The 20,334-nt window shown below is 68.4% G+C and carries 19 protein-coding genes; 5 read left to right on the top strand and 14 right to left on the bottom strand.

Annotated features, from left to right (window positions below):
- Window positions 1–40 precede the first annotated feature (40 nt).
- Both AC3AP7_RS27140 and AC3AP7_RS27135 read right to left on the bottom strand, forming a co-directional pair.
- The gene (locus AC3AP7_RS27140) at window positions 41–1,246 is read right to left on the bottom strand and encodes a CobW family GTP-binding protein (RefSeq protein WP_487363382.1); all 1,206 of its coding nucleotides are present in this window, start codon (window positions 1,244–1,246) and stop codon (window positions 41–43) included.
- A gap of 26 nt (window positions 1,247–1,272) precedes the next feature.
- Window positions 1,273–1,776: a DUF1097 domain-containing protein gene (locus tag AC3AP7_RS27135; RefSeq protein ID WP_487363381.1), complete on the bottom strand. Its 504-nt coding sequence runs from the start codon at window positions 1,774–1,776 to the stop codon at window positions 1,273–1,275.
- A gap of 801 nt (window positions 1,777–2,577) precedes the next feature.
- Between AC3AP7_RS27135 and AC3AP7_RS27130 the strand changes: the two genes are divergently transcribed.
- Complete coding sequence (locus AC3AP7_RS27130) at window positions 2,578–4,491, top strand: potassium transporter Kup (RefSeq protein WP_487363380.1); 1,914 nt, start codon at window positions 2,578–2,580, stop codon at window positions 4,489–4,491.
- A 242-nt stretch (window positions 4,492–4,733) separates the two neighbouring features.
- Here AC3AP7_RS27130 and AC3AP7_RS27125 read toward each other — a convergent pair whose 3' ends face one another.
- Both AC3AP7_RS27125 and AC3AP7_RS27120 read right to left on the bottom strand, forming a co-directional pair.
- Window positions 4,734–5,087, bottom strand: a complete 354-nt coding sequence (locus AC3AP7_RS27125; RefSeq protein ID WP_487363379.1) for a hypothetical protein — start codon at window positions 5,085–5,087, stop codon at window positions 4,734–4,736.
- Between the two features lie 769 nt (window positions 5,088–5,856).
- A complete protein-coding gene (locus AC3AP7_RS27120) occupies window positions 5,857–6,384 on the bottom strand; it encodes a PRC-barrel domain-containing protein (RefSeq protein ID WP_487363378.1) in 528 nt (175 codons plus the stop codon).
- A gap of 483 nt (window positions 6,385–6,867) precedes the next feature.
- Between AC3AP7_RS27120 and AC3AP7_RS27115 the strand changes: the two genes are divergently transcribed.
- A complete protein-coding gene (locus AC3AP7_RS27115; RefSeq protein ID WP_487363377.1) occupies window positions 6,868–8,661 on the top strand; it encodes a thiamine pyrophosphate-requiring protein in 1,794 nt (597 codons plus the stop codon).
- A 51-nt stretch (window positions 8,662–8,712) separates the two neighbouring features.
- Here the strand turns inward: AC3AP7_RS27115 and AC3AP7_RS27110 are convergent, their stop codons facing one another.
- The 5 genes from AC3AP7_RS27110 to AC3AP7_RS27090 are packed head-to-tail and all read right to left on the bottom strand — an operon-like array spanning window position 8,713 to window position 13,437.
- Window positions 8,713–10,356 (bottom strand): GMC family oxidoreductase, encoded by a 1,644-nt coding sequence (locus AC3AP7_RS27110; RefSeq protein WP_487363376.1) that lies wholly within the window; start codon window positions 10,354–10,356, stop codon window positions 8,713–8,715.
- Window positions 10,346–11,038, bottom strand: a complete 693-nt coding sequence (locus AC3AP7_RS27105) for a gluconate 2-dehydrogenase subunit 3 family protein (RefSeq protein ID WP_487363375.1) — start codon at window positions 11,036–11,038, stop codon at window positions 10,346–10,348. The genes AC3AP7_RS27110 and AC3AP7_RS27105 overlap by 11 nt, the downstream gene beginning before the upstream one ends.
- Window positions 11,035–11,967 carry a hypothetical protein gene (locus AC3AP7_RS27100; RefSeq protein WP_487363374.1) on the bottom strand — a complete coding sequence of 311 codons (933 nt, stop codon included), beginning with the start codon at window positions 11,965–11,967 and terminating at the stop codon, window positions 11,035–11,037. Before AC3AP7_RS27100 ends, AC3AP7_RS27105 begins: the two co-directional genes overlap by 4 nt.
- A gap of 28 nt (window positions 11,968–11,995) precedes the next feature.
- Window positions 11,996–13,102 (bottom strand): enolase C-terminal domain-like protein, encoded by a 1,107-nt coding sequence (locus AC3AP7_RS27095; protein WP_487363373.1) that lies wholly within the window; start codon window positions 13,100–13,102, stop codon window positions 11,996–11,998.
- A complete protein-coding gene (locus AC3AP7_RS27090) occupies window positions 13,099–13,437 on the bottom strand; it encodes a DUF3175 domain-containing protein (RefSeq protein WP_487363372.1) in 339 nt (112 codons plus the stop codon). Before AC3AP7_RS27090 ends, AC3AP7_RS27095 begins: the two co-directional genes overlap by 4 nt.
- A gap of 85 nt (window positions 13,438–13,522) precedes the next feature.
- Here AC3AP7_RS27090 and AC3AP7_RS27085 point away from each other — a divergent pair, with 85 nt between their 5' ends.
- The 3 genes from AC3AP7_RS27085 to AC3AP7_RS27075 all read left to right on the top strand — a co-directional run bounded on the left by AC3AP7_RS27085 (window position 13,523) and on the right by AC3AP7_RS27075 (window position 16,335).
- Entirely contained in the window at window positions 13,523–14,029 is a 507-nt protein-coding gene (locus AC3AP7_RS27085) for a hypothetical protein (protein ID WP_488324835.1), read from the top strand.
- 136 nt (window positions 14,030–14,165) lie between these two features.
- Window positions 14,166–15,236: a hypothetical protein gene (locus AC3AP7_RS27080; RefSeq protein WP_487363370.1), complete on the top strand. Its 1,071-nt coding sequence runs from the start codon at window positions 14,166–14,168 to the stop codon at window positions 15,234–15,236.
- A gap of 88 nt (window positions 15,237–15,324) precedes the next feature.
- Window positions 15,325–16,335 (top strand): SDR family oxidoreductase, encoded by a 1,011-nt coding sequence (locus AC3AP7_RS27075; protein ID WP_487363369.1) that lies wholly within the window; start codon window positions 15,325–15,327, stop codon window positions 16,333–16,335.
- Here AC3AP7_RS27075 and AC3AP7_RS27070 read toward each other — a convergent pair.
- The 5 genes from AC3AP7_RS27070 to AC3AP7_RS27050 form a co-directional block, all read right to left on the bottom strand.
- A complete protein-coding gene (locus AC3AP7_RS27070) occupies window positions 16,329–16,643 on the bottom strand; it encodes a DUF4148 domain-containing protein (protein ID WP_487363368.1) in 315 nt (104 codons plus the stop codon). The genes AC3AP7_RS27075 and AC3AP7_RS27070 overlap by 7 nt on opposite strands.
- A gap of 241 nt (window positions 16,644–16,884) precedes the next feature.
- The gene (locus tag AC3AP7_RS27065) at window positions 16,885–17,364 is read right to left on the bottom strand and encodes a hypothetical protein (protein WP_487363367.1); all 480 of its coding nucleotides are present in this window, start codon (window positions 17,362–17,364) and stop codon (window positions 16,885–16,887) included.
- Between the two features lie 12 nt (window positions 17,365–17,376).
- Window positions 17,377–17,931 (bottom strand): isochorismatase family protein, encoded by a 555-nt coding sequence (locus AC3AP7_RS27060; protein WP_487363366.1) that lies wholly within the window; start codon window positions 17,929–17,931, stop codon window positions 17,377–17,379.
- Window positions 17,932–18,016: 85 nt separating this feature from the next.
- A complete protein-coding gene (locus AC3AP7_RS27055) occupies window positions 18,017–18,460 on the bottom strand; it encodes a MarR family winged helix-turn-helix transcriptional regulator (RefSeq protein WP_487363365.1) in 444 nt (147 codons plus the stop codon).
- A 45-nt stretch (window positions 18,461–18,505) separates the two neighbouring features.
- Complete coding sequence (locus AC3AP7_RS27050) at window positions 18,506–20,278, bottom strand: ATP-binding protein (RefSeq protein ID WP_487363364.1); 1,773 nt, start codon at window positions 20,276–20,278, stop codon at window positions 18,506–18,508.
- Window positions 20,279–20,334: the final 56 nt, after the last annotated feature.

Raw genomic sequence — 20,334 nt, 5'->3', positions numbered from 1 at the left:
GGCGTCGGCGCGGGGCCGCCGATGCGTTGCGTTGTCCGGGCTAGCCGGGGAGGGCGGGCATGGCCTCGCGCGCGACGCGACCCGATGGCGCGGGCGGGACGTCGGCCACGCACTGGTGCAGGCCCGAGCGAAGCGCGGCCTCGTCGAGTGCCCGGCCGATCACGACGAAGCGGCTTTCGCGCGGCTCGTCCTGTTTCCATGGCTTGCCGAAGCAGGTTTCCATCAGCATGTGCACGCTGTGAAAATGCAGGCGCCGCGCTTCGCCGCGGATGTTCAGCACGCCCTTCATCCTCAGCAGCGTCGCGCCCTGCGACTGCACGAGCTGGTTCGCCCAGCGGCTGAAGCGGTCTGCGTCGAGGGCGCCGGGAATGGCGAACGCGCGGGACACGATGCTCGTGTCATGCGCATGGTTGTGTTCGCCTTCGGTGAGCAGGCCGGGCTCGACTGTCAGCAGGTTGTCGATCGAGAAACTGCGCCGGCCGAGCAGCGTGTCGATCGCGACGGCCGAGCGCGTGACGAAGTCGAGCATCGCGGCGGGATTGAGCGCGCGCAGCGCCGACGTGAGCGCGGCGAGATCGGGCGGTGCAACGAGGTCGGTCTTGTTGATCACGATGCGATCGGCGAACACGATCTGCTCGCGAGCAATCTCGTCATGCAACTGGCCGGGCGCATGCCGTGCATCGACGACCGCGATCACCGCCTCCAGTTCGACGCGCTCGCGCACGTCGGGGTCGGCAAGAAACGTCTGCAGCACGGGGGCCGGGTCCGCGAGGCCGGAGGTCTCGACGATCAGCCGCTCAAGCCTGTCGCCGTGACGCGCGAACAGGTGCAGCACGCTCGTCACGAGGTCGCTGCGAACCGTGCAGCACACACAGCCGTTGTTGATCTCGATCACCGCCTGCTCGTCCGCGACGATCAGCTGTCCGTCGATGCCGACCTCGCCGAATTCGTTGACGACGACACCGATCGGCATCGGCCGTGTGTGGTCCAGGATGTGATTGACGAGCGTCGTTTTGCCGGCGCCAAGAAAGCCGGTGACGACCGTGGTGGGGATCTTCCTGATACGCATATCGTGTCTCCGTCTTACGTCGGGCAGTGCTGATATATCAACAAGATAGCGGCTTTTCCCGGCCAGAATCGGCACTGGCGCATGGCGTGCCGACATTGTCAGGAACCGCACGCGGGGATGGCCGGAATTGTCCGAACGGATCGATGCGGACAGAATTCCGCTGTCCGGCAAGTTCATGGGGCACCCCGCCGCGTGTCGCAGCGCTAGTTGAGGCGGGCTTCGCGCCTGAATGTCAGCGCGTTGCCGAGCCGCTCGGATGCGAAGCCGAACACGGCGCCCGTCACGAGCGCGGCAGCCGCGACGAGCGCCGGGTTGGACAGCCCCGCCGTGGTAACCGGCTTGCCGCTTGCGACGGTCGTCCCGACTGTCGACGCGAAGCCCCAGACGATCGCCGGCAGGACGTCGAGCAGCTTGATCTTCGCGGCCTGCACCATTGCCGCGCTGCCCAGACCGACGCAGATTGCGATGACGAACGGTGTGTCACGGGTCGTCGCGATCGCGAGCAAGGTCAGCGCGCTGATCGCGAGACCGGTCAGATTGGAAGCGACACTCTTCAGGAGTCCTGTCGTTCCGCCGCCGAGCACGAAAAACGATGCCCAGGCGATAAACGTGACCCAGACCGGGACCGGAAAGACCGTGGCGGTCAGCCACGTATCGACGACTGCGAGCACGCCAATGCTGAGCGTGTAAGCCTCTGCCTGTTTCATGACACTTCTCCTGGGATCGATTGCGCGTCGACGAACGCGCATGGCGGTGGGTCGGTGCGTATCAAGCGATTTCTACGCCGGAGTGGCGCCGCTGTCCGTGTCGTGCAGGCGATTGGCGCTGGACGCAGCGGACGCTGTCCTGAATGAGGCGAAGCGCGTCAGACAGCCATGGGCGGCTGCGCGCGAGCGGGTGGCGGCGACGCGACGAGGGGCGGAAAAGGGCGTAAAAGGGGCATGCGGTCGCTTCGGCGTGGTGCACGTGTCACGCAAACGGTGCCCTGTGCGACGACGCCTCCTTGTGCCGCTTCGCCTCTTCCGGCCGAATGCGTACCACGCACGGGCCACGACGCGCGCGTGAAGCCGGCAATGCGCCTCTCCATCACGGCTCGGCACGCAGTGCAGCACGGACGTCGCGGCCACGTCACGTCACGCAGGCGGCGGTCATGCAGGCGGTGCGGGCGCTCCGCCACGCTTCACGCGCTACGCGGGCGTGCGCGTGCCGCCGCACCGCCGCATCGGGTAACATGGCGGCGTTCGCGGCGCGCCTCGCGCGGGCCATCGTCTGCAGGCGATCTCCCGCCCTGCCGCGGCGACGCATCGACCGCTGCATGTTGCGTTGACCGCATTGCCGCATGGAAGCGGTGCGTCGAAGCGAGGTGCACGCGAGCGCTACCGTCTGAGGAAACAAAGCCGGCCGACCGTTTTGATCGTTTTCGTCCCCCGTATGAAAATGGGCCCACGCCAGTCAACGCAACGCCGGATCAGGCTTTCGCCGGCTTCACACGACGCTCGACCCTTTCCATGAACCTTGTGCGCGCATCGCAAGCGTCAGGCAGCACCGGTGGAACGATAGCGCTTGCGCTGACCGCGCTCGGCATCGTTTTCGGCGATCTGGGAACCAGCCCGCTCTACGCCTTGCAGGCGTCTTTCGGCGGCGCGCTCGGGGTGGCGCCGACGCCCGCCAATGTCACGGGTATCGTCTCGCTGTTCCTGTGGTCGCTGATCCTGATGGTGAGCATCAAGTATGTGCTGGTGCTGATGCAGGCCGACAACCACGGCGAAGGCGGCCTGCTTGCCCTGCTGGCGCTGCTGGTCGGGGAGCGGACCGGGCGCGTGACCCGGCCCGGCGCGCTGCGCTGGGTGTTCATGGCGATATTCGGCACGGCCATGCTGTATGGCGACGGTGTCATTACGCCGGCGATCTCGGTGCTGAGCGCAATCGAGGGGGTCGAGGTGGCGACGCCCGCCTTCGCGCATTACACGGTGCCGATCACCGTCGTGATCCTCGTGGCGCTGTTCGCGGTCCAGCCGCTGGGGTCCGGCCGCGTCGGCGTCGCATTCGGCCCGATCCTCGCGGTCTGGTTCGCGGCGATTTTCGTGCTGGGCGTGGTGTCGCTCGCGCGCACGCCGGCGATCCTCGCCGCGTTCAATCCGCTCAACGGCGTCACGTTCTTCCTCCATAACGGCTTCAAGGGCTTTGTCGCGCTGGGCGCCGTGGTGCTGTGCCTCACCGGCGGCGAGGCGCTGTATGCCGATATGGGGCACTTCGGCGCGCGACCGATTCGCCTCGCCTGGTACGGCATGGCGTTGCCGGCGCTCGCGACGAACTACCTCGGGCAAGGCGCCTTGCTGCTGCGCGATGCGAGCGCGGCCGGCCGCCCGTTCTATACGACCGTGCCTTCATGGGGCCTGTATCCGATGGTGGTGCTGGCCACGCTTGCGACCATCGTCGCATCGCAGGCGCTGATCTCGGCGGTATTTTCGCTGACCCGTCAGGCGGCGCAGCTCGGGCTGTCGCCGCGCGTGACGGTCAGGCACACGTCGTCGAGCACGGCCGGGCAGATTTATCTGCCGGGCCTGAACTGGGTGCTGATGGCCGGCACCATTGCGGTGGTGCTCGGGTTCCGCACGTCGGACAGCCTCGCCGCCGCGTTCGGCATTGCGGTGTCGACCACGATGGCGATCACCACGATGCTGTTCGCCGCGTTTGCGCGCGTGCGCCTGAAGTGGCCGGTGTGGCGCATTGCGCTGGTCGCCGGCGTGTTCATGGTGGTGGACCTGGCATTCGTCGGGGCGAACGCAATGAAGTTCACCGACGGCGGCTGGCTGCCGCTCAGCATCGGCGCAGTCACGTTCCTGATCTCGACGTCCTGGCTCATCGGGCTGCGCGCGCTGCAGCAGGCGCGCCGGGACTCCGGCTTGCCGCTGGGCGCATTCGTCGCGAGCATTGCCGCCGCCCCCCCGCACCGTGTGAGCGGCACGGGGGTGTTTCTGATGGCGGCGGGCGACTCGGTGCCGGTTACGTTGCTGCATCATCTCAAGCACAACCAGGTACTTCACGAGCAGGTCGTGCTGTTGACGTTGCTGACCGAGGAAATTCCGCGCGTGGCGCCTGCCGAGCGGTTCAAGGTGGAGCGCCTCGCGCAGGGCTTCGTGCGCATCGTGGGCCGTTACGGGTATCTGGAAACGCTGGATGTGCCGCATCTGCTCGAACAGGCCCTGCCGTGTGCGGGATGTGCGGCCTACGACGGGATGACCACCACCTTCTACCTCGGGCGCGAGTCGTTCTCGGTGCACACGAGGCAGCGTCCGCTACGGCACATGCTGTTGAGCCTCTTTACCCGGTTGCGCAAAAACGAACTGGATGCGACCGCGCACCTCGGTTTGCCCCCGAACCGCGTGGTCGAAATGGGCGCGCGGCTCGACCTGGTCTAGCGGGTGAGCGCTTTCGCGTTGCGCCGGGCGTGCGCCGCCCGGCCGGCGCATCCGTGCCGCTGACGGAATCCGAACACGCCTTCCGCTCGATGCGCGAGCAGGTGTATGAGGCGGCGAAGCGGCAGATCGCGCACACCCGCACACCACGCGACCTTGACGGAATGCCTCGCGCGCACGCGGGCCGCGAAGCCGGGAGACCGACGCGGCGCGATGTGCGCCGCGTCGCGTTCCGGCCGGCATCGTCAATGGCCGTTTTGCGGCGTAGTGGGCTGCTGCGGCGGCATCGTCGCGTTGTCCGGGCTGGTGCCGGGGTTGGTGTGGTAGACGCCGCCCGGTGTCACGGAGTTGGGCGAGGCGCCCGTGCCCGTGCCTTGTCCGCCGCCGGTCGTGGTGCCCCCCGGGCTGCCATAGCCGCTCTGATCCCCGCCCGGTGCGTTGCCCGGCTGCATCATGTTGCCGCCGCCCGCTCCCACGCCATTGCCTGCGCTATTGCCGCCTGCGCCGGCTCCGCCGCCACCGCCGGCTTGTGCATACGCACCGCCGGCAAACGCCATCAACAGTGCCGAAACCATCAGGGCCTTCGTCGAGCTTTTCATCGTCGGTTCCTCCCAAAGTAAGGGTTGCATTGGCGCGAGCCGCTCGCAGCCCGCTCCTGTCGGGCCGCAAGACCCATGCCTCGGATCGCGGCAAGGCATCCGCATGCGCCGGCCCGACTGGGGGGCGCGTGCGTGTCGCGCGCCGGGGCACATGGTCGACGCGCCCAGATCGATCGGCCCTTCGCAATGCGCGCGGGTGTCGCGGGTGTCCCAACGCCCGTGAAGCGGATCCGTAGGAACGCTACGCGATGTGCTGGCGACGCGTCGCATCAGCCATGCGTCAGCGCTTCGCCCCGACGCGAGCGGTGACCGAAGCGAGCGGCAGCGAAGCGTGCCCGCGCGAGACAGGCGCGCCGGCGTCACCGACGCAAGCTTTACAAACCAGCCGTAAAGCTTGCAACGGGTCACGCATCGATGCTGCACAAAGCGCTCGCCGACGCTGATAACGGTGTGTGGAATGTTTCAGACCAGACAGGGAACAAGCGCGTATGTCCGCCATGAATTGCTGCGGATGCTGCCATGCATTGTCCATGATGTGCGGCCGTAAGGGGATGGATATATATTAAGGAATACGATGTAAAACGATGATCATGCACAGGTAGCGAAAGCGGAAAATGGGGTGGCCGCCAATCTGCCATTGCATTTCCCGGGGGCGCCGGATCGGAACGGGAACGCCCCGCCGGATCGACCGACCCGGTGGGGCGTCTGGGGCCGCGAAAACGCGTCACGTGGAGACCACGCCCCGGCGGGGACGCTCATCCGCCGCGCGTCACAACTTGACTCCGCCGGCTTCCGGCGCATCAGGATCGCGATCGACCGCACCGAACGCGTCGCGTGCATGTGGATCGCGCGGGTCGACATCCCAGTACGGATCGAGCCCGTAATACTCGTGCAGGGTCGTCGCCCAGGCCGGGTCGGCCATCATCGGCCACTGGTCCTTGTCGAAGCCTGGTGCGTTGCGCACGCGTTCGGCGGGCAGGTCGAGCAGGAAGCACTTGCGGTCGGCATCGAGCGTGAGCGCGCTCCACGGAATCGCCAGCAACTTGTCGCCGATGCCGAGAAAGCCGCCGCTCGACATCACCACATACGCAATGACACCGCTTTGCACATCGAGCATGATGTCCTTCACCTTGCCGACTTCCTCGCCGTCGGTGCAGAACACCTTGTCGCCGTCGAGCGTGCCGGCCGCCATCACCTCCGGGCCGGGCCCGGTGGCCGCCGTGCGGCCGCGGCTGACGATGCGCGCGCCCTGGCCGCCGGTCAGCGCGGGATTGGGGGGAATGCCTGTCCTGTTCATGCTGTTCTCCTTCACGTGGGTGACGGCGGCCCGGCAGACCGCAGCGCCGGCGGCATGGCTGCCGCCTTGCCCCGATGGGCACCTGTCGTGCAGCAATGGCCATGCCTTTTGCGACACGCGTATTTCGCCGTTCCGGGCATGGCGTGTGCGCGTTGTGCCGAGACGACTTGTTTTTCACATGGGGCGCGCACAGCGAAGCCCTCCGCCGGCGGCCGAGACGATGCACTCCTGCCCCCGGCGACGACACAGACCGTACAGCCACCATTCCCGTTGCTGGCGGCGCCGCGCGCCGACGACGCACGTGCGCGGCCCCATGCACTCGAATCCGGTTCGGACCCTGAGTCGTTGCAGAAGCCGGAAGTGGCACTGCGCAAACTGCACATGGTGTTCTGGACGTTTCGCCCTTTGTTCGACCGCGCAGGCGACAGGACAGGTGCGCCGCTTGCTGCGTGCCGGCATGACCCAACCCGGAGGGAGAAAGCCATGGCGTACTCAGTGAGCGATTTCATCGTCGAGCGTTTGCATGAATGGGGGGTGCGCCGCATCTACGGCTACCCTGGCGACGGCATCAACGGCATGTTCGGCGCGCTGCAGCGCAGCGGCGACAAGATCGCGTTCGTGCAGGCACGTCATGAGGAAATGGCCGCGTTCATGGCCAGCGCGCACGCGAAGTTCACCGGCGAACTGGGCGTGTGCATCGCAACCTCAGGGCCGGGCGCGGCGCATCTGCTCACGGGCCTCTACGATGCACGGCTCGATCACATGCCGGTGCTCGCAATCGCCGGACAGCAGGCGCGCGCGGCGCTCGGCGCGCATTATCAGCAGGAACTCGATCTTGCCGCGATGTTCAAGGACGTCGCGGGCGCCTTCGCGGTGCAGGCGAGCGTGCCCGCGCAGGTGCGGCACATGGTCGACCGCGCGGTGCGCATCGCGCTCTCGCGCCGCACCGTTACCGCGCTCATCCTGCCGAACGACCTGCAGGAACTCGACTATGCGCCGCCCGCCCGCAAGCATGGCACCGCGCACTCGGGGGTAGGCTATAGCGCGCCCGAGGTGGTGCCGCGCCGCGAAGACCTCGAACGCGCGGCGGCGGTGCTCAACGCGGGCCACCGCGTGGCGATGCTGGTCGGCGCGGGTGCGCTGCACGCGACCGACGAGGTGATCGCCGTGGCGGAGCGGCTCGGCGCGGGCGTGGCGAAGGCGCTGCTCGGCAAGGCCGCGGTGCCGGACGATCTGCCGTGGGTGACCGGCTCCATCGGCATGCTCGGCACGAAACCCACCGACGAGATGATGTCGGCGTGCGACACGCTGCTGATGGTCGGCTCGGGCTTTCCGTATTCGGAGTTCCTGCCGAAGGAGGGCGCCGCGCGCGGCGTGCAGATCGATCTCGACGCCGGCATGCTGAGTCTGCGGTATCCGATGGAAGTGAACCTGGTCGGCGACAGCGCCGCGACGCTGCGCGCGCTGCTGCCGCTGCTGGAGCAGAAAGACGCACGCAGCTGGCGCGATCGCATCGTGCATGCGACCGGCCGCTGGCAGCGCGTGCTCGACGAGCGCGCGCATGCGAAGACCGGCGGCGCGGTGAACCCGCAGCGCATCTTCACCGAGCTTTCGCCGCGCCTGCCCGATAACGTGATCGTCACGAGCGACTCGGGGTCTTGCGCGAACTGGTATGCGCGCGATCTGCAGATCCGGCGCGGCATGATGTGTTCGCTGTCGGGCGGTCTCGCGTCGATGGGCGCCGCGGTCCCGTATGCGATTGCCGCGAAGTTCACGCATCCGGAGCGGCCGGTGATCGCGCTGGTCGGCGATGGCGCGATGCAGATGAACAACATGGCCGAGCTGATCACCGTCGCGAAGTACTGGAAGGAATGGCGCAATCATCGCTGGATCTGCGTGGTGCTCAACAATGAAGACCTGAATCAGGTCACCTGGGAGCAGCGCGTGATGGAGGGCAACCCGAAGTTCGAAGCGTCGCAACGCATTCCGAACGTGCCGTATCACCGCTTTGCGGAGCTGCTCGGACTCGTGGGCCTCTACGTGGACGACGCGGAGCGTCTCGGTGACGCATGGGACGAAGCGCTGGCCGCGTCGCGCCCGGTCGTGCTGGAGGTCAAGACGGACCCCGAGGTGCCGCCGCTGCCGCCGCACGTCACGCTCGATCAGGCGCGTCACTTCGCGCGCACGCTGATGGAGGGAGATCCGGCCGAGAAGGGGGTGATCGCGAATACGGCGCGCCAGGTCGTGGCGAGCGTGCTGCCCGGCAAGAAGTCGTGATGTCGCATCGCGCCGGCGGAACGCGCTCCGCCGGCGCGCACCGCCGCGGTTTCACAGCTCGCCGCGCGCGGCGAGCGCCTTGATGCGGTCCGCCGTGCGGCAGGCGATCGCCTGGATCGTGAGCGACGGATTCACGCCGCCGACGGTCGGAAACACCGAGCCGTCGCAGATCCACAGGTTGGGAATGTCCCAGCTGCGGCAATCGGCGTTCACCACGCTGGTGTGCGGATCGAAACCCATGCGCGCGGTGCCGTTCAGGTGGCAGGTGTCGTCGTCCTGGGTCCAGATGTCGTGGGCGCCGGCCGCGTCGAGCGCGCGCGTCATGAAGTCGAGCGCGTGCCGCACGAGCCGGCGGTCGTTGTCGCCCATCGACCAGGTCACGCGTGCGACCGGCAGCCCGAGCGCATCCTTTTCGTCGGCGAGCGTCACGCGGTTGCGTTCGTCGGGCAGCGTCTCGCCGACGATCTTCAGTCCTGCCTGGTGATTGTATTTCGCCATTTCACGCACCAGCGCGTCGCCCCACAGGCCGCGCCCGGCCTGCGTGCCGGCCCATACGACGGGCAGCGGCCCCTGGCTCATGTAGCAGTAGCCGCCGAAGAAGTCCTTGCCGCGCTCGGTATAGTTCCAGTGCTCGGTGAGCGCGAGCGAAGGCGGCCCCTTGTACCAGCGGATTTCCTCGTCGAGCGTGCCCCATGCGGCCTGGTTGGCCTGCACCATCAGATGCTTGCCGACGAGTCCCGAGCGGTTCGCGAGCCCGTCCGGAAACTGCGCGTTCGCCGACATCAGCAGCAGGCGCGGCGTTTCGATCGCGTAGCCGGCGACCACGACGTGGCGCGCGCGCTGGAAATGCCAGCGCCCCTCGCGATGAAAATGCACGCCGCTCGCGCGGCCATCGGTATCCGTCTCGATGCGGCCGACCATCGCCAGGTCGCGAATCTCGGCGCCCGCGCGCACGGCGCGCGGAATCCACGTGACGAGCGTGCTCTGCTTCGCGTTGGTCGAGCAGCCCGTCACGCAGAAGCCGCGGTAGACGCACTGGTGCGCATCGCCGCGCGGCGCGGAAAGCGTTGCGAGCGGCGTGGGCGACCACGGTATGCCGAGCGCTTCGGCGCCGCGCGCGAGCACGAGACCGGCGCCGTTGACTTCATGTGCGCGGTACGGATAGCGAGGCCGCTTCGGCCCCCACGGGTAGTGCACGGGCCCGGCGATGCCGAGCACGCGCTCCACCTCGGTGTAGTAGCGCCACATCTCGCGCCAGTCGAGCGGCCAGTCCGCGCCGTAGCCCAGCAGCGTGCGCGACTTGAACCACTCGGGACGAAAGCGCAGCGACACCATCGCGAAGTGGACCATGCTGCCGCCCACGGCCTTGCCGCTGTTGTTGCTGCCTAACTGCAGCGGGTTGGCGCCGTCGCACAGGCGCTCGTCGGTCCAGTAGAGCTTTGCCTGATGGGTCTCGTCCGATGCGAACTCTTCGAGCGGACGCCACCACGCGCCGGCGTCGAACGCCACCACCCGAAAGCCGGCTTCCGCGAGGCGGCATGCGAGCGTCGCCCCGCCCGCGCCGGTGCCGACGATCGCGAAGTCCACGGGGTCGTCCAGCGCGTACTCGCGCATCGGCATCCAGCCGCCGCGGCGGAACACGTCGGGGGCGCGGCCGTCTTTGCCGCGCGGCGTATCGGGATGATCAGCGTACATGGGCATTCCTGCGCGATGCCGTCTGCTGCGCGGCCTCGCTGTCGTCCGCAGCCTCGACACTTTCCCATGGGTCGCGGCGGCCGGTGTACAGGCGCACGTAGCCGCGCGGATTGGCCGGCCCGCCGAAGCCGAGCGCGCTCCAGGCGGCGGGATGCGAATAGAACGCCGCACAGAGGTCGTGCAGCACGCGTTGGGCGAAGAATACGTCAGCCGGCATGCCGCGCCAGGCATCCGCGTGCAGCGCGCCGTGCTGCATGCGTGCGACGAGCGCGCGCTGCGAGACCGCGTCGAGGTCCGCGAACGGCCGTTGTGCGTCGATCTCGCTTTCCGCGTCGAGCGCGGCGAGCCCGCGCAGCCACGCGTCGCGTAACGGCGGCAGACGGCTGTCACGGAAGCCGTCGCGGCGATCGTCCTGCAGCTTCGCATCGACGAGCGCTGCCAGTGGAATCCGGACGGGGCCCTGCGCATCCTGTGCCGCCGTCACGTTTCCAGATGATTCGGTGTCCTGTGGAATGATGCAATTGCACAGCGCGACAAGGGTGCGCCAGCGTGCGGCATCGAGAAAGCGGGGAGCGTCGGGCAGTACGAGACGTGCGTCGATCACTTCGCGCGTGACGGCGTCCCACGACGGCGTGTCGCGTTTGGCCTGCACGTCGTAGCCGGGGAAGCGCGCGGCCTTCATCGCTCGGTCTCCCGCAGGCGCAGCGCGGCGAGGCCGGCGAGCGCGAGTGCGCTGAAGGCGGGCGGCGCCGGCAACGGCGGTCCCGCGAACAGATTCTGCGACAGGTTGCGCCAGCCGCCGTGCGCGCGGATCACCCCGTTCGCATGGAAGCCTGCACCCGCGAAGCCGAGTGCGGTTGTCAGCCGCAGCCACAGACGCGTGAGCCCTTGCAGGCGTCCACGACGCGCGCGTGGCGCGCACGCCGAATGCATCAGCAGCGCGGCGCCGATCGGTGCGACCGTGACCGGCGCATACATCGCCGGATGCTGCCAGGCGCCGCGAAAATGCAGCAGCGCGGCCTCGGCGGCCGTGCCGGCGAGGCCAATGCCGGCAACGAGCGCGAGCGCCTTGCCGGCGGGCATGCCGAACAGTACCGGGTCGCGCCCGGGTTCGTCGCGCAGTTGCTCGGCAACGGCGCCCAGCACGCCGGCGAGCAGCAGCGCAAAAGGCGCGCCGGCCGGCGCGCCGTAGAACAGGTTGTGCCAGCTCAGGCCGCCGGGCCGCTTCGTGACGTTGTACAGATGGAATGCGGTGCCGGCCGCGCCGGTTGCGGCGGCGCCGAGCTGGATTGCGTGCCGGAGCCGGTGCGACGTGGCGGTGCGGTCCGCGCTGCCGTGCAGGCTGGCGCCGAGCGCGGCCGCGGCGCTCGCGAGCGGCAGATACATGGCGGGATTGTCGAACGACCCGCGGTCGTGCTCCATCGCGCTGTCGCTCAGCACGGACAGCGCAAGCAGCGCGGAACCGCGATTGAACGCGCGGGCCGCGGCAATGTGGTTGCCGGTGTCGGGCGCATGGGCCGCGTCGCGCAGCCGGCGCGTGGCGAATGCCGCGAGCGCCGCGCCCGCGCCCACGCTGGCCAGGCCCGCGACGATCCGGGTCGCTTGCGTCATGGTCGATCCCTCCGCAGTGAACAGGGTGTCATGTCGTCTCGTAGCGCTTCGCGTCCGCGTGACGCAGTTCGAGGCCGCAGCCGGGGCGCGCGAGGTCGGGGGCGATCTGTCCGTCGTGGATCTGCGGCGCGCCGTCGAACAGCATCGCCTCGATCCGCGCGTGATCGTGAAACCATTCGATATGCACGAGCCGTCGCGCCGCGCAGGCGACATGCCGATGCAGCGCAGGTGCGCAGTGAGCCGAAAGCGGCATGTGCCAGGCTTCGCACAGCGCATCGGCCGCGAGAAATCCGCTGATGCCGCCACATCGTGTCGCGTCGGCCTGCAGCGTATCGACAGCATGGGTGTCCAGCAGCGCACGCAGGTCGTCGGCCGTGTACGCGTATTCGCCGGCCGCGAGCGTCATGCCCGCAGGCAGCGTCGCGCGCAGCGCGGCGAGGCCGCGCCGGTCGTCCGACGAGAGCGGCTCCTCGAACCATTCGACGCGCTCGGCCGCGAACGCGGCGGCAAGCTGCTGCGCCTCGCGCAGCGAGCAGGCGCCGTTGGCGTCGACGAACAGGCCCGCGGCGCCGATCGCTCGCCGTGCGGCCGCCACGCGGGCAGGGTCGTCGCCGCGCGACGCGCCCACTTTCATCTTGACCCAGCGGCAGCCGTCCTGTTCCACCCAGCCGCGCAGTTGCCGCGTGAGCGTGTCGACGTCGTAGCTCGTGAAGCCGCCGCTGCCGTAGACGGGCACGCTATCGCGCTGCCTGCCGAGCAGCATGGTGAGCGGCAGATCGAGCGCCTTCGCCTTCAGATCCCAGAGCGCTGCGTCGACGGCCGAGATCGCGCAGGCGGCGAGACCCGGCTGGCCGATATTGCGCACTGCGCGCTGCATCGCCAGGCGGATCCGGCCGATGTCGAAGCAGTCGTGGCGCCGCACCTCGTCGGCGAGCACGCCGCCGATCAGGCCGAGCGCGCTGGCGTGCGCGTACGTGTAGCCGAGCCCGGTCTGGCCGAGCGCGTCGATTTCGACGACCACGAGCGTCGTCGCGTGCCATGCGATCGTCCCGTCGGCCTCGGGCAGATCGGTGGGGACGGTGTAGGCATGCGCATCGACGCGGGTCGCAGCGGAACGGATGGCGGAACGGTTCATCGCGGGGCACTCCAGGGCCAAGTTGCAGCGCAGACGCTGTGGCGTAGCAAGCGGCGCGCCTTCGGCAGGTTTCTGCCGGTCCGGTTGATGCAGAAATTCAGCATCGACATCGCTGACTGCGATGGCGTGCCCTTGTGCCGGCGTCTGCGCAGCGAGACGGCCTTGAGCGAACGCGCGATGGCCTCGGGATCGTCCCGCGCGTAACGGCCTGCTTCGGGATCCATCGCGTCGATGCGTAGGTAGAGGCATGAGGGGATGCATGAGGGCGACTCGGCATGATGCGGGTTCCGGTGGACGAAAGCGGGGGCGTGTCGTTTAGCGTATGGCGGCTTCACGGGCTCGCGTCATGGCTTGAGCATCGCGCATGCCCACGTGTGCGGCCATCGCACGTGTCAGACAGGTGTCGGGCAGGTGTCAGGCATGCGATCTGCGATGCCGCGCGTACCGATACGATTGATGAACCCGCATGAACACGCGCGCGTCGCCGCGGCACGATACTGCTTCGTGCCGCCAGCGTGTCCGCGATCCAGGGAGAGCGCAATGGTTTCTGCCGTACACGATCCGTCCTCCGCATCGAGCGACCTCGCACGGGGCGACGGGCCCGATTCGGGCGACGAGACGCACACGAAGCGGTCCGATACGCAGCTATCCGATAAGCAGCTATCCGATAAGCAGCGGTCCGATAAGCAGCGGTCCGATAAGCAGCCATCCGATGCGCAGCCCGCGCGCAAGCCCGCGCGCGGCGCGCCAGGCTCGTTCGATCAGCCCGAGCCGCGGCCGGACGTCATGCCGCAAAAGGGCGGACCGCATCCCGAGCAGACCGCCGAAGTGCCGCTCGGCTCGCACGGGCGAGGCACGCCGCCGGGATCGCGCGGCCATAACCGCGCGCCGGTCGTGAAAGAGCGCCGCGACGAGCACGGCCAATAAGGCGGGCTCGCAACAGGCAGGTCACCGCTGTTGTAAAGATGACGCGTAACCGGTGAAACAATCGCGCGCAGCCTACGCTGCGCCGATTGCCCGGCAGCCGCGGACTGATTCATCACGCTGATTTACCTCGACGACGATGATTTCGAAAGCGACGGTTCTGGCTGTCCTCTCTGCCGCATGTGTCGGCACCGCCTGTGTACAGATCGGCCCTCCGCGGCTGCGGGCCGATCAGGTGGACTATGCGCGCGCCCTCGGCGACGCGAGAAAGCGCGAGATTCTCGCGACGATCGTCGGGCTGCGCTATGGCGACGCGCCGGCCTCGCTGACGGTCAGCTCGATCATCGCCGCATACCAGTTCGATTCGAACGCGGGGGCGACAGGCAATCTTGGTTCGGGATCCGAACCAAACTACGCGCTGGCAACCGGCGGCGTGTCCTACGGCAACCATCCGACGTTCACGTTCTCGCCCACCACCGGCGAGGCCTATGCGTCCGCGTACATCCGGCCGCTTGCGCCGGAACTGGTGCTGCCGCTCGCCGAAGGGGGCATCCCGGTCGATCTGCTGCTGCGCATGACCGCGCAATCGATCGGCGGCTTGCAGAACGGCAGCGCGCTCGGCGGCGAGAACAGCGCGGGCGCCCCCGGCTTTTTCGAATTGCTGAGGGTACTGCGACGCCTGCAGCTGGCGGGCGAACTCGACGTGGAGTCGCGCAGCGACAAGGGCGGCAACAGCGTGTACCTCGCATTGGGCGCGGCGGACAGCGCGCGCTCGCCCGATGTCGCGGCGGATCTCGCGCGCGTGCGTGCGCTGCTGCATCTCGCGTCGGATACGCGCACGTACCGGATCGTTTATGGGCCGTCTTCCGGGCAGGGCGATGACATTCCGATGGTGACGCGTTCGGTGCTCGGCATCCTGACGGACCTCGGCGCGCAGGTGCAGGTGCCCGCCGCGCAGGTCAGCAGCGGCGCGACCAAGCCGACCGTGGGGCTGATCGGCGGCGAAACGCGGCCGACCATCATCGTGCACGCCGGCCCGAAGCCGGCCGCGGATCCATACGTGGCGATCGCCTACGACGGTACGGCCTACTGGGTGGATCGCAGCGATTTCGATTCGAAATATGCGTTCACGGTCCTGCAGAACCTGATGGCGCTCGCCGAGAGCGACACGAGCGCCAAGGCGCCGGTCGTCACGATTCCGGCCAACTAGCGCGCGAACGCGCGTGACAGGCGGGAACGCGGCTTGCGGGACGTGAAGCGGTTCCGGGCATCCCGCCCGGCAGGGAGCGGCATTCGACATGCACAACGACAGAGCAACCCGGATCGTGGTCGTCACAGGCGCAGGCGCGGGCGTGGGCCGCGCGGTCGTGGAAGAGTTTGCGCGCGCCGGCTACGACCTCGCGCTGATCTCCCGCGACCCGGAGCGGCTCGCGCGTGCGGCGGAGCACCTGGAGCGCACCTACGGCGTGCGCGCGCTGGCGCTGCCGGCCGACGTGGCCGATGCCGAAGCACTCGATGCGGCGGCAACGCGTGTCGAGAACGAACTGGGTCCGATCGACGTGTGGATCAATGTGGCGATGGCCACCGTCTTTGCGCCGCTCTCCGCGATCGCGCCGCGGGATTTCGAACGCGCGACGCAGGTCACCTACCTCGGTCAGGTGCACGGGACGATGGCCGCGCTGTCGCGCATGCGCCGCCGCAATCGCGGCGCGATCGTCAACGTGGGTTCGGCGCTGGCGTCCCGTTCGGTGCCGCTGCAGTCTGCCTATTGCGGCGCCAAATTCGCGGTCCGGGGCTTCACGGATGCCGTGCGCTCGGAGATTCTGCACGACCGGTTGCGCGTGCATCTATCGCTCGTGGACCTGCCGGCGATCAATACGCCGCAGTTCGACTGGTCGGCGAACCGGACCGGCCGGCGGGCCCGCCCGGTCGCGCCGGTGTACCAGCCCGAAGCCGCTGCGCGGGCAATACGTTTTGCCGCCGAACACCGGCGCCGCACGCTTTGGCTGGGCGGCTCGACGGCGCGCGCGATCCTCGCCGACCTCGTGGCGCCGGGTCTGGTGGACCGCTACCTCGCGCGCGCGGGTTACCGGGGGCAACTGACCGACGAAGTGCGGCCGCCGGACACCCCGGACAACCTGTATCGCCCGGTTTCGCGCGACGTAGGCGCACACGGGCGGTTCGACCGTGAAGCGCGTGCGAGCGGTGCGCCGATGCTGTTCACGCCGCGTCATGTCGGCCTCGCGGCAGGCGGCCTCGCCGCACTCGTGTGGTTGGCGGCGAGGGCCGCGTGGCGCTGGCGTCAGTGATGTGCATACGGGAGCGGAGCGCCGATCGACGCGCCCGGCTGTCCCGACTGCGACATGCCGTCCTGCGTACCGCCGACGGCCGTATTGGCCTGCTCGGCCGCCACGCGTGCCTCGGCGGCCTGCAGGTCGCCGGGGTACTTGTTGTCCTTGCCCGATGGCCGGTAGCCGGCCTGTTCGAGCTGGACCAGTTGATGCAGGACTTCGGCCCGGGTGACGGGGGTGTTGGGTGTCTGGGCCGTTTGCGCAAACGACACGGCGGGGGTGAGAACAGCAACCGCTAGCGCGACGCATGAGATAAGCGACTTCATGATGGATACCTCCAGTTAGCGAGAAAAAAGCGCCATCGGTCCCGGATGCGCGAAGCTGCCGCGTGGGCGGCCCGGCATCGGCGACACGCTGCCGGTTGCGTGCGATGAATCGAATCCATATCGATGAATTCATCGCGCGTCCGACGTTTTTTACAGCGCCTGTTCGCTATGTTAGGTAGCCAAACTTAGGATTTGCTTATGCGTCGAACTCATCGATGGCGATCGGACGCTCGCGGGTTTTTCATGTTTTTGCTTCGACGCGCCGCGGTAGCGCAGCCGCGGCGACGAGCGCAAGTGCGTGCAGCATCGCAAGCAGCAGACATGCGCAGGTCCATGCGTTCACGTCGCGATGGCCCGTGTGCGTGTCGAGGGCCCACCCCAGCGCGACCGCGCAGATCGTGGTCAGCGTCGGTCCGCGGAGCCGCTGGAGAATGTTCAGCGCGGTGGCGGCCATCGGCAGCGTGCGCGGCTCGATCGACTCATACGCGACCGACATCGCGGGGAGCCCGACCGCCCCTTGCCCCATCCCGCGCATGAACAGTGCCGGCACGAGCACGCGGAGATCGAGTCCACGACTGGCGAGCGAAGCGAGGACGAGCGTCGCGCCGAGCGCGAGCAACGATCCCGGCACCGCGACCGTCGTGATCCTCCATACCGAAGGATCGAGCGCTCCGGTGCCGCGCGCAACGCGCTCTCCGGCGGGCGGGGTGTCGTCGCTCATGCGCGGCTCCGGTCAGGCGCCGCGCGAGTCGAGCAGATCGACGATCTGCTGCGTCGTGCCGGTTTCGCCGAGACGCGGAAAGACGTGCGACACGCTGTGCGTATGTGCTTCGTGCGTCAGATCGGTCATGGCGTCGGTGGCCAGCGTGACGTTCAGTCCCAGTGCGTAGGCTTCGCGTGCGGTCGATTCGACGCCAATGCTCGTGGCGACGCCGCACAGCACGATCTGGGTGACGCCCGCCGACTTCAGCCGGGATTCGAGGTCGGTGCCTGCAAACGCGCCCCACGTGTGTTTCGTCACCCGATGATCGCCGGGCTGCCGATCGAGGTCCGGCAGCCAGTCGGTCCAGCCCGGCGGGAGCGCCATCGGCATGCGCGACTGCTCGGTGCGCCCGGCCGGCCGACCGGCGACGTTCACCAGCACGACCGGCAGACCGCGCTGGCGAAACGCAGCGGCAAGCCTGTTGGCGTGCGCCGTTACGGCGTCGACACCGGGCAGCCCGGCGACGGCTTTCTGCAGATCGACGATGACCAGCGCCGTGTGGGGATCCAGCAGGGTAACGCTCATGATATGCACTCCTGATCATGTAAGAGAAGGCTGCGCATTCAGCCACGCATGGTGCGGCCGCGACGCAGGATGGGGGCCGCCGACCTCAGGTGTCGCCGAGCCGCCGGATGACCGGAATCGCCGCGGCGAGCGCCTCGATTTCCGCCTGGTCCAGCTTCCCGAGCGCATCGACCAGCCACGCGCGCTTGGCGAGCGTGCGCTGCCGCCGTTGCGCCCGTCCCTTTGCGGTCAGCACGAACAGGATCTGGCGGCCGTCGGTCGGATGCGGTTGACGCGCGACGCATCCCTCGTCTTCCAGAACGGCCAGAATCGCCTTCATCGACTGGGGCTTCATCACTTCGGCCCGCGCCAGATCGGCCGTCGTCATCGCGCCTTCGCGTTCCAGCCGCGCGAGCGCACTCGACTGCGACAGGTTCAGCTCGCCCGACTGGGTTTGCGCGCGCAGCTTGCGCACGAGCTGGCCAATCGCCGTGGCGAGATCGGCGACGATGGGTTCGAGCGGAGGAGCGGGCGGGCGTGAACGGGGCATGGGCGGATCATAGGCGATGACAGTTTAACTTGCAAGTTAAACTGTCTAATGAGGCATGCGGGCCGGACCGCGCGCCTGGCCGGCGGAGCCCATATCGAGCGTCTCGCGGATGGCCCGGGCGAGTTCCTCGAGCGGGTACGGCTTGCTGATCAGCGCGACGCCCTCGTCGAGCTTGCCGTCGTGGAAAATGATGTCGCGCGTGTAGCCCGACGCAAACAGCACCTGGGCGTGGTACGGCGGCCCGCTGGCGATGCGCGCCAGTTCGCTGCTGCGCACGGTGCCGGGCATCACGACGTCGGTGAACAGCAGGTCGAAGTGCTGGCGGCTCTGGATCAGCCGGAGCGCGGAATCGCCGTCCTGCGCCGAGAGCACCTTGTAGCCGAGCTGCGTGAGCATGTCGATGGCGGCCATCCGGACCTGCGCATCGTCCTCGACGACGAGGATCGTTTCGCCGCCGCGCGCCTCGCGCGCGGCCGGCGGCCGGTGCGACTCCACTTCCGTGTCGAGGCTGCGCGGAAAGTACAGGTCCACCGTCGTGCCCTGGTGTTCCGCACTGTCGATGCACACGAATCCCGCGCTCTGCGAGACGAATCCGTGCACCATGCTCAGGCCGAGGCCCGTTCCGGCCCCCTCGGCCTTGGTCGTGTAGAACGGCTCGAATGCCCGCGCCTTGACGTGCTCCGGCATGCCCTTGCCGCTGTCCGAGACCGACACGCGCACATATTCGCCGGCATGCACCCCGGCCCGCGTGGCGCGCTCGTCCGTCTGTGCGTCGATGCTCGCCACGCTGATGTGAATATGGCCCGTCCCGTCGATCGCATCGCGGGAATTGATGACCAGATTCACCAGCGCGCTTTCCAGCTGGCCGCGGTCCGCGTACACATGCCAGCCCGCGTGCCCGTCCGTGATCGAGAGGTCGATGGATTCCGGCAGCGTGCGGCGCAGCATGTCGGCCATCCCCTCGACGAGGCGAAACGGATTCAGCACGGCCGGCGCGAGCGGTTGCCGGCGCGCGAACGCGAGCAGCTGTGCGGCGAGTTTCGCGCCGCGGGACACGGCATGGCGCACCGCGATGACGCGTTTTTCGAGGAGCGGGTTGTCTTTCGTCGCGAGTTCGATCAGTTGAAGGTTGGCGGAGATGATCTGCAGCACGTTGTTGAAGTCGTGGGCGACGCCTCCGGTCAGGCTGCCGATGGCCTCCAGTTTCTGCGCCTGGCGCAACTGTCCTTCCATCGCGACGCGCGCGGCGACCTCGGTGGCGATGCGCTGTTCGAGCGTCTGGGTCAGCTGCAGCAGCGCTTCTTCGGCCGTCTTGCGCTGCATTTCGGCGAGGATCTTCGCGGTGGTTTCGAAGACGATCGCGATGACGCCGGCCGGCTGCCCGTCGTCGCCGACGACCGGGCTGTAGCTGAGATCGAGCCATACGTCCTCGGGGCGCCCCTGGCGGTACAGGACCAGTTGCTTGTCCTGATAGGTCAGCGTGCCGCCGGCAAGGCAGGTATCGACGACGTGCCGGTTGAACGAGGCGACCTCGGGCCAGCCGACTTCCACCGGCTTGCCGAGCAGAAAGGGGTGCCTGCCGCCGGCAAAGACGGCGTAGGCGTCGTTGTAGATCATCGTGCCGTCGCGGCCCCACAGCATGACGAGCGGCGAAGGCGACGCGAGCAGCAGCTTCACGGCCGCGACGAGGCTGACCGACCAGCTGTCGCGCGCGCCGAGCGCGGTGCGGCTCCAGTCGAACGCCGCGATGCGCTGCGCCATTTCGCTGTGCCAGCCGGCGCAGAGGCGCTCTGCTGCCGGGGGGAGGTCCGGGTTCATGAGGTCGTCACGCTCCTGGGAGTGTCGTTCGCGGCCGACGTTCGCACCGATGCGGC

The sequence above is a fragment of the Paraburkholderia sp. PAMB 6770 genome, from assembly GCF_057748135.1.
Note: the sequence above shows the minus strand (reverse complement) of the source record. Positions and strands in the feature narration are given on the sequence as shown.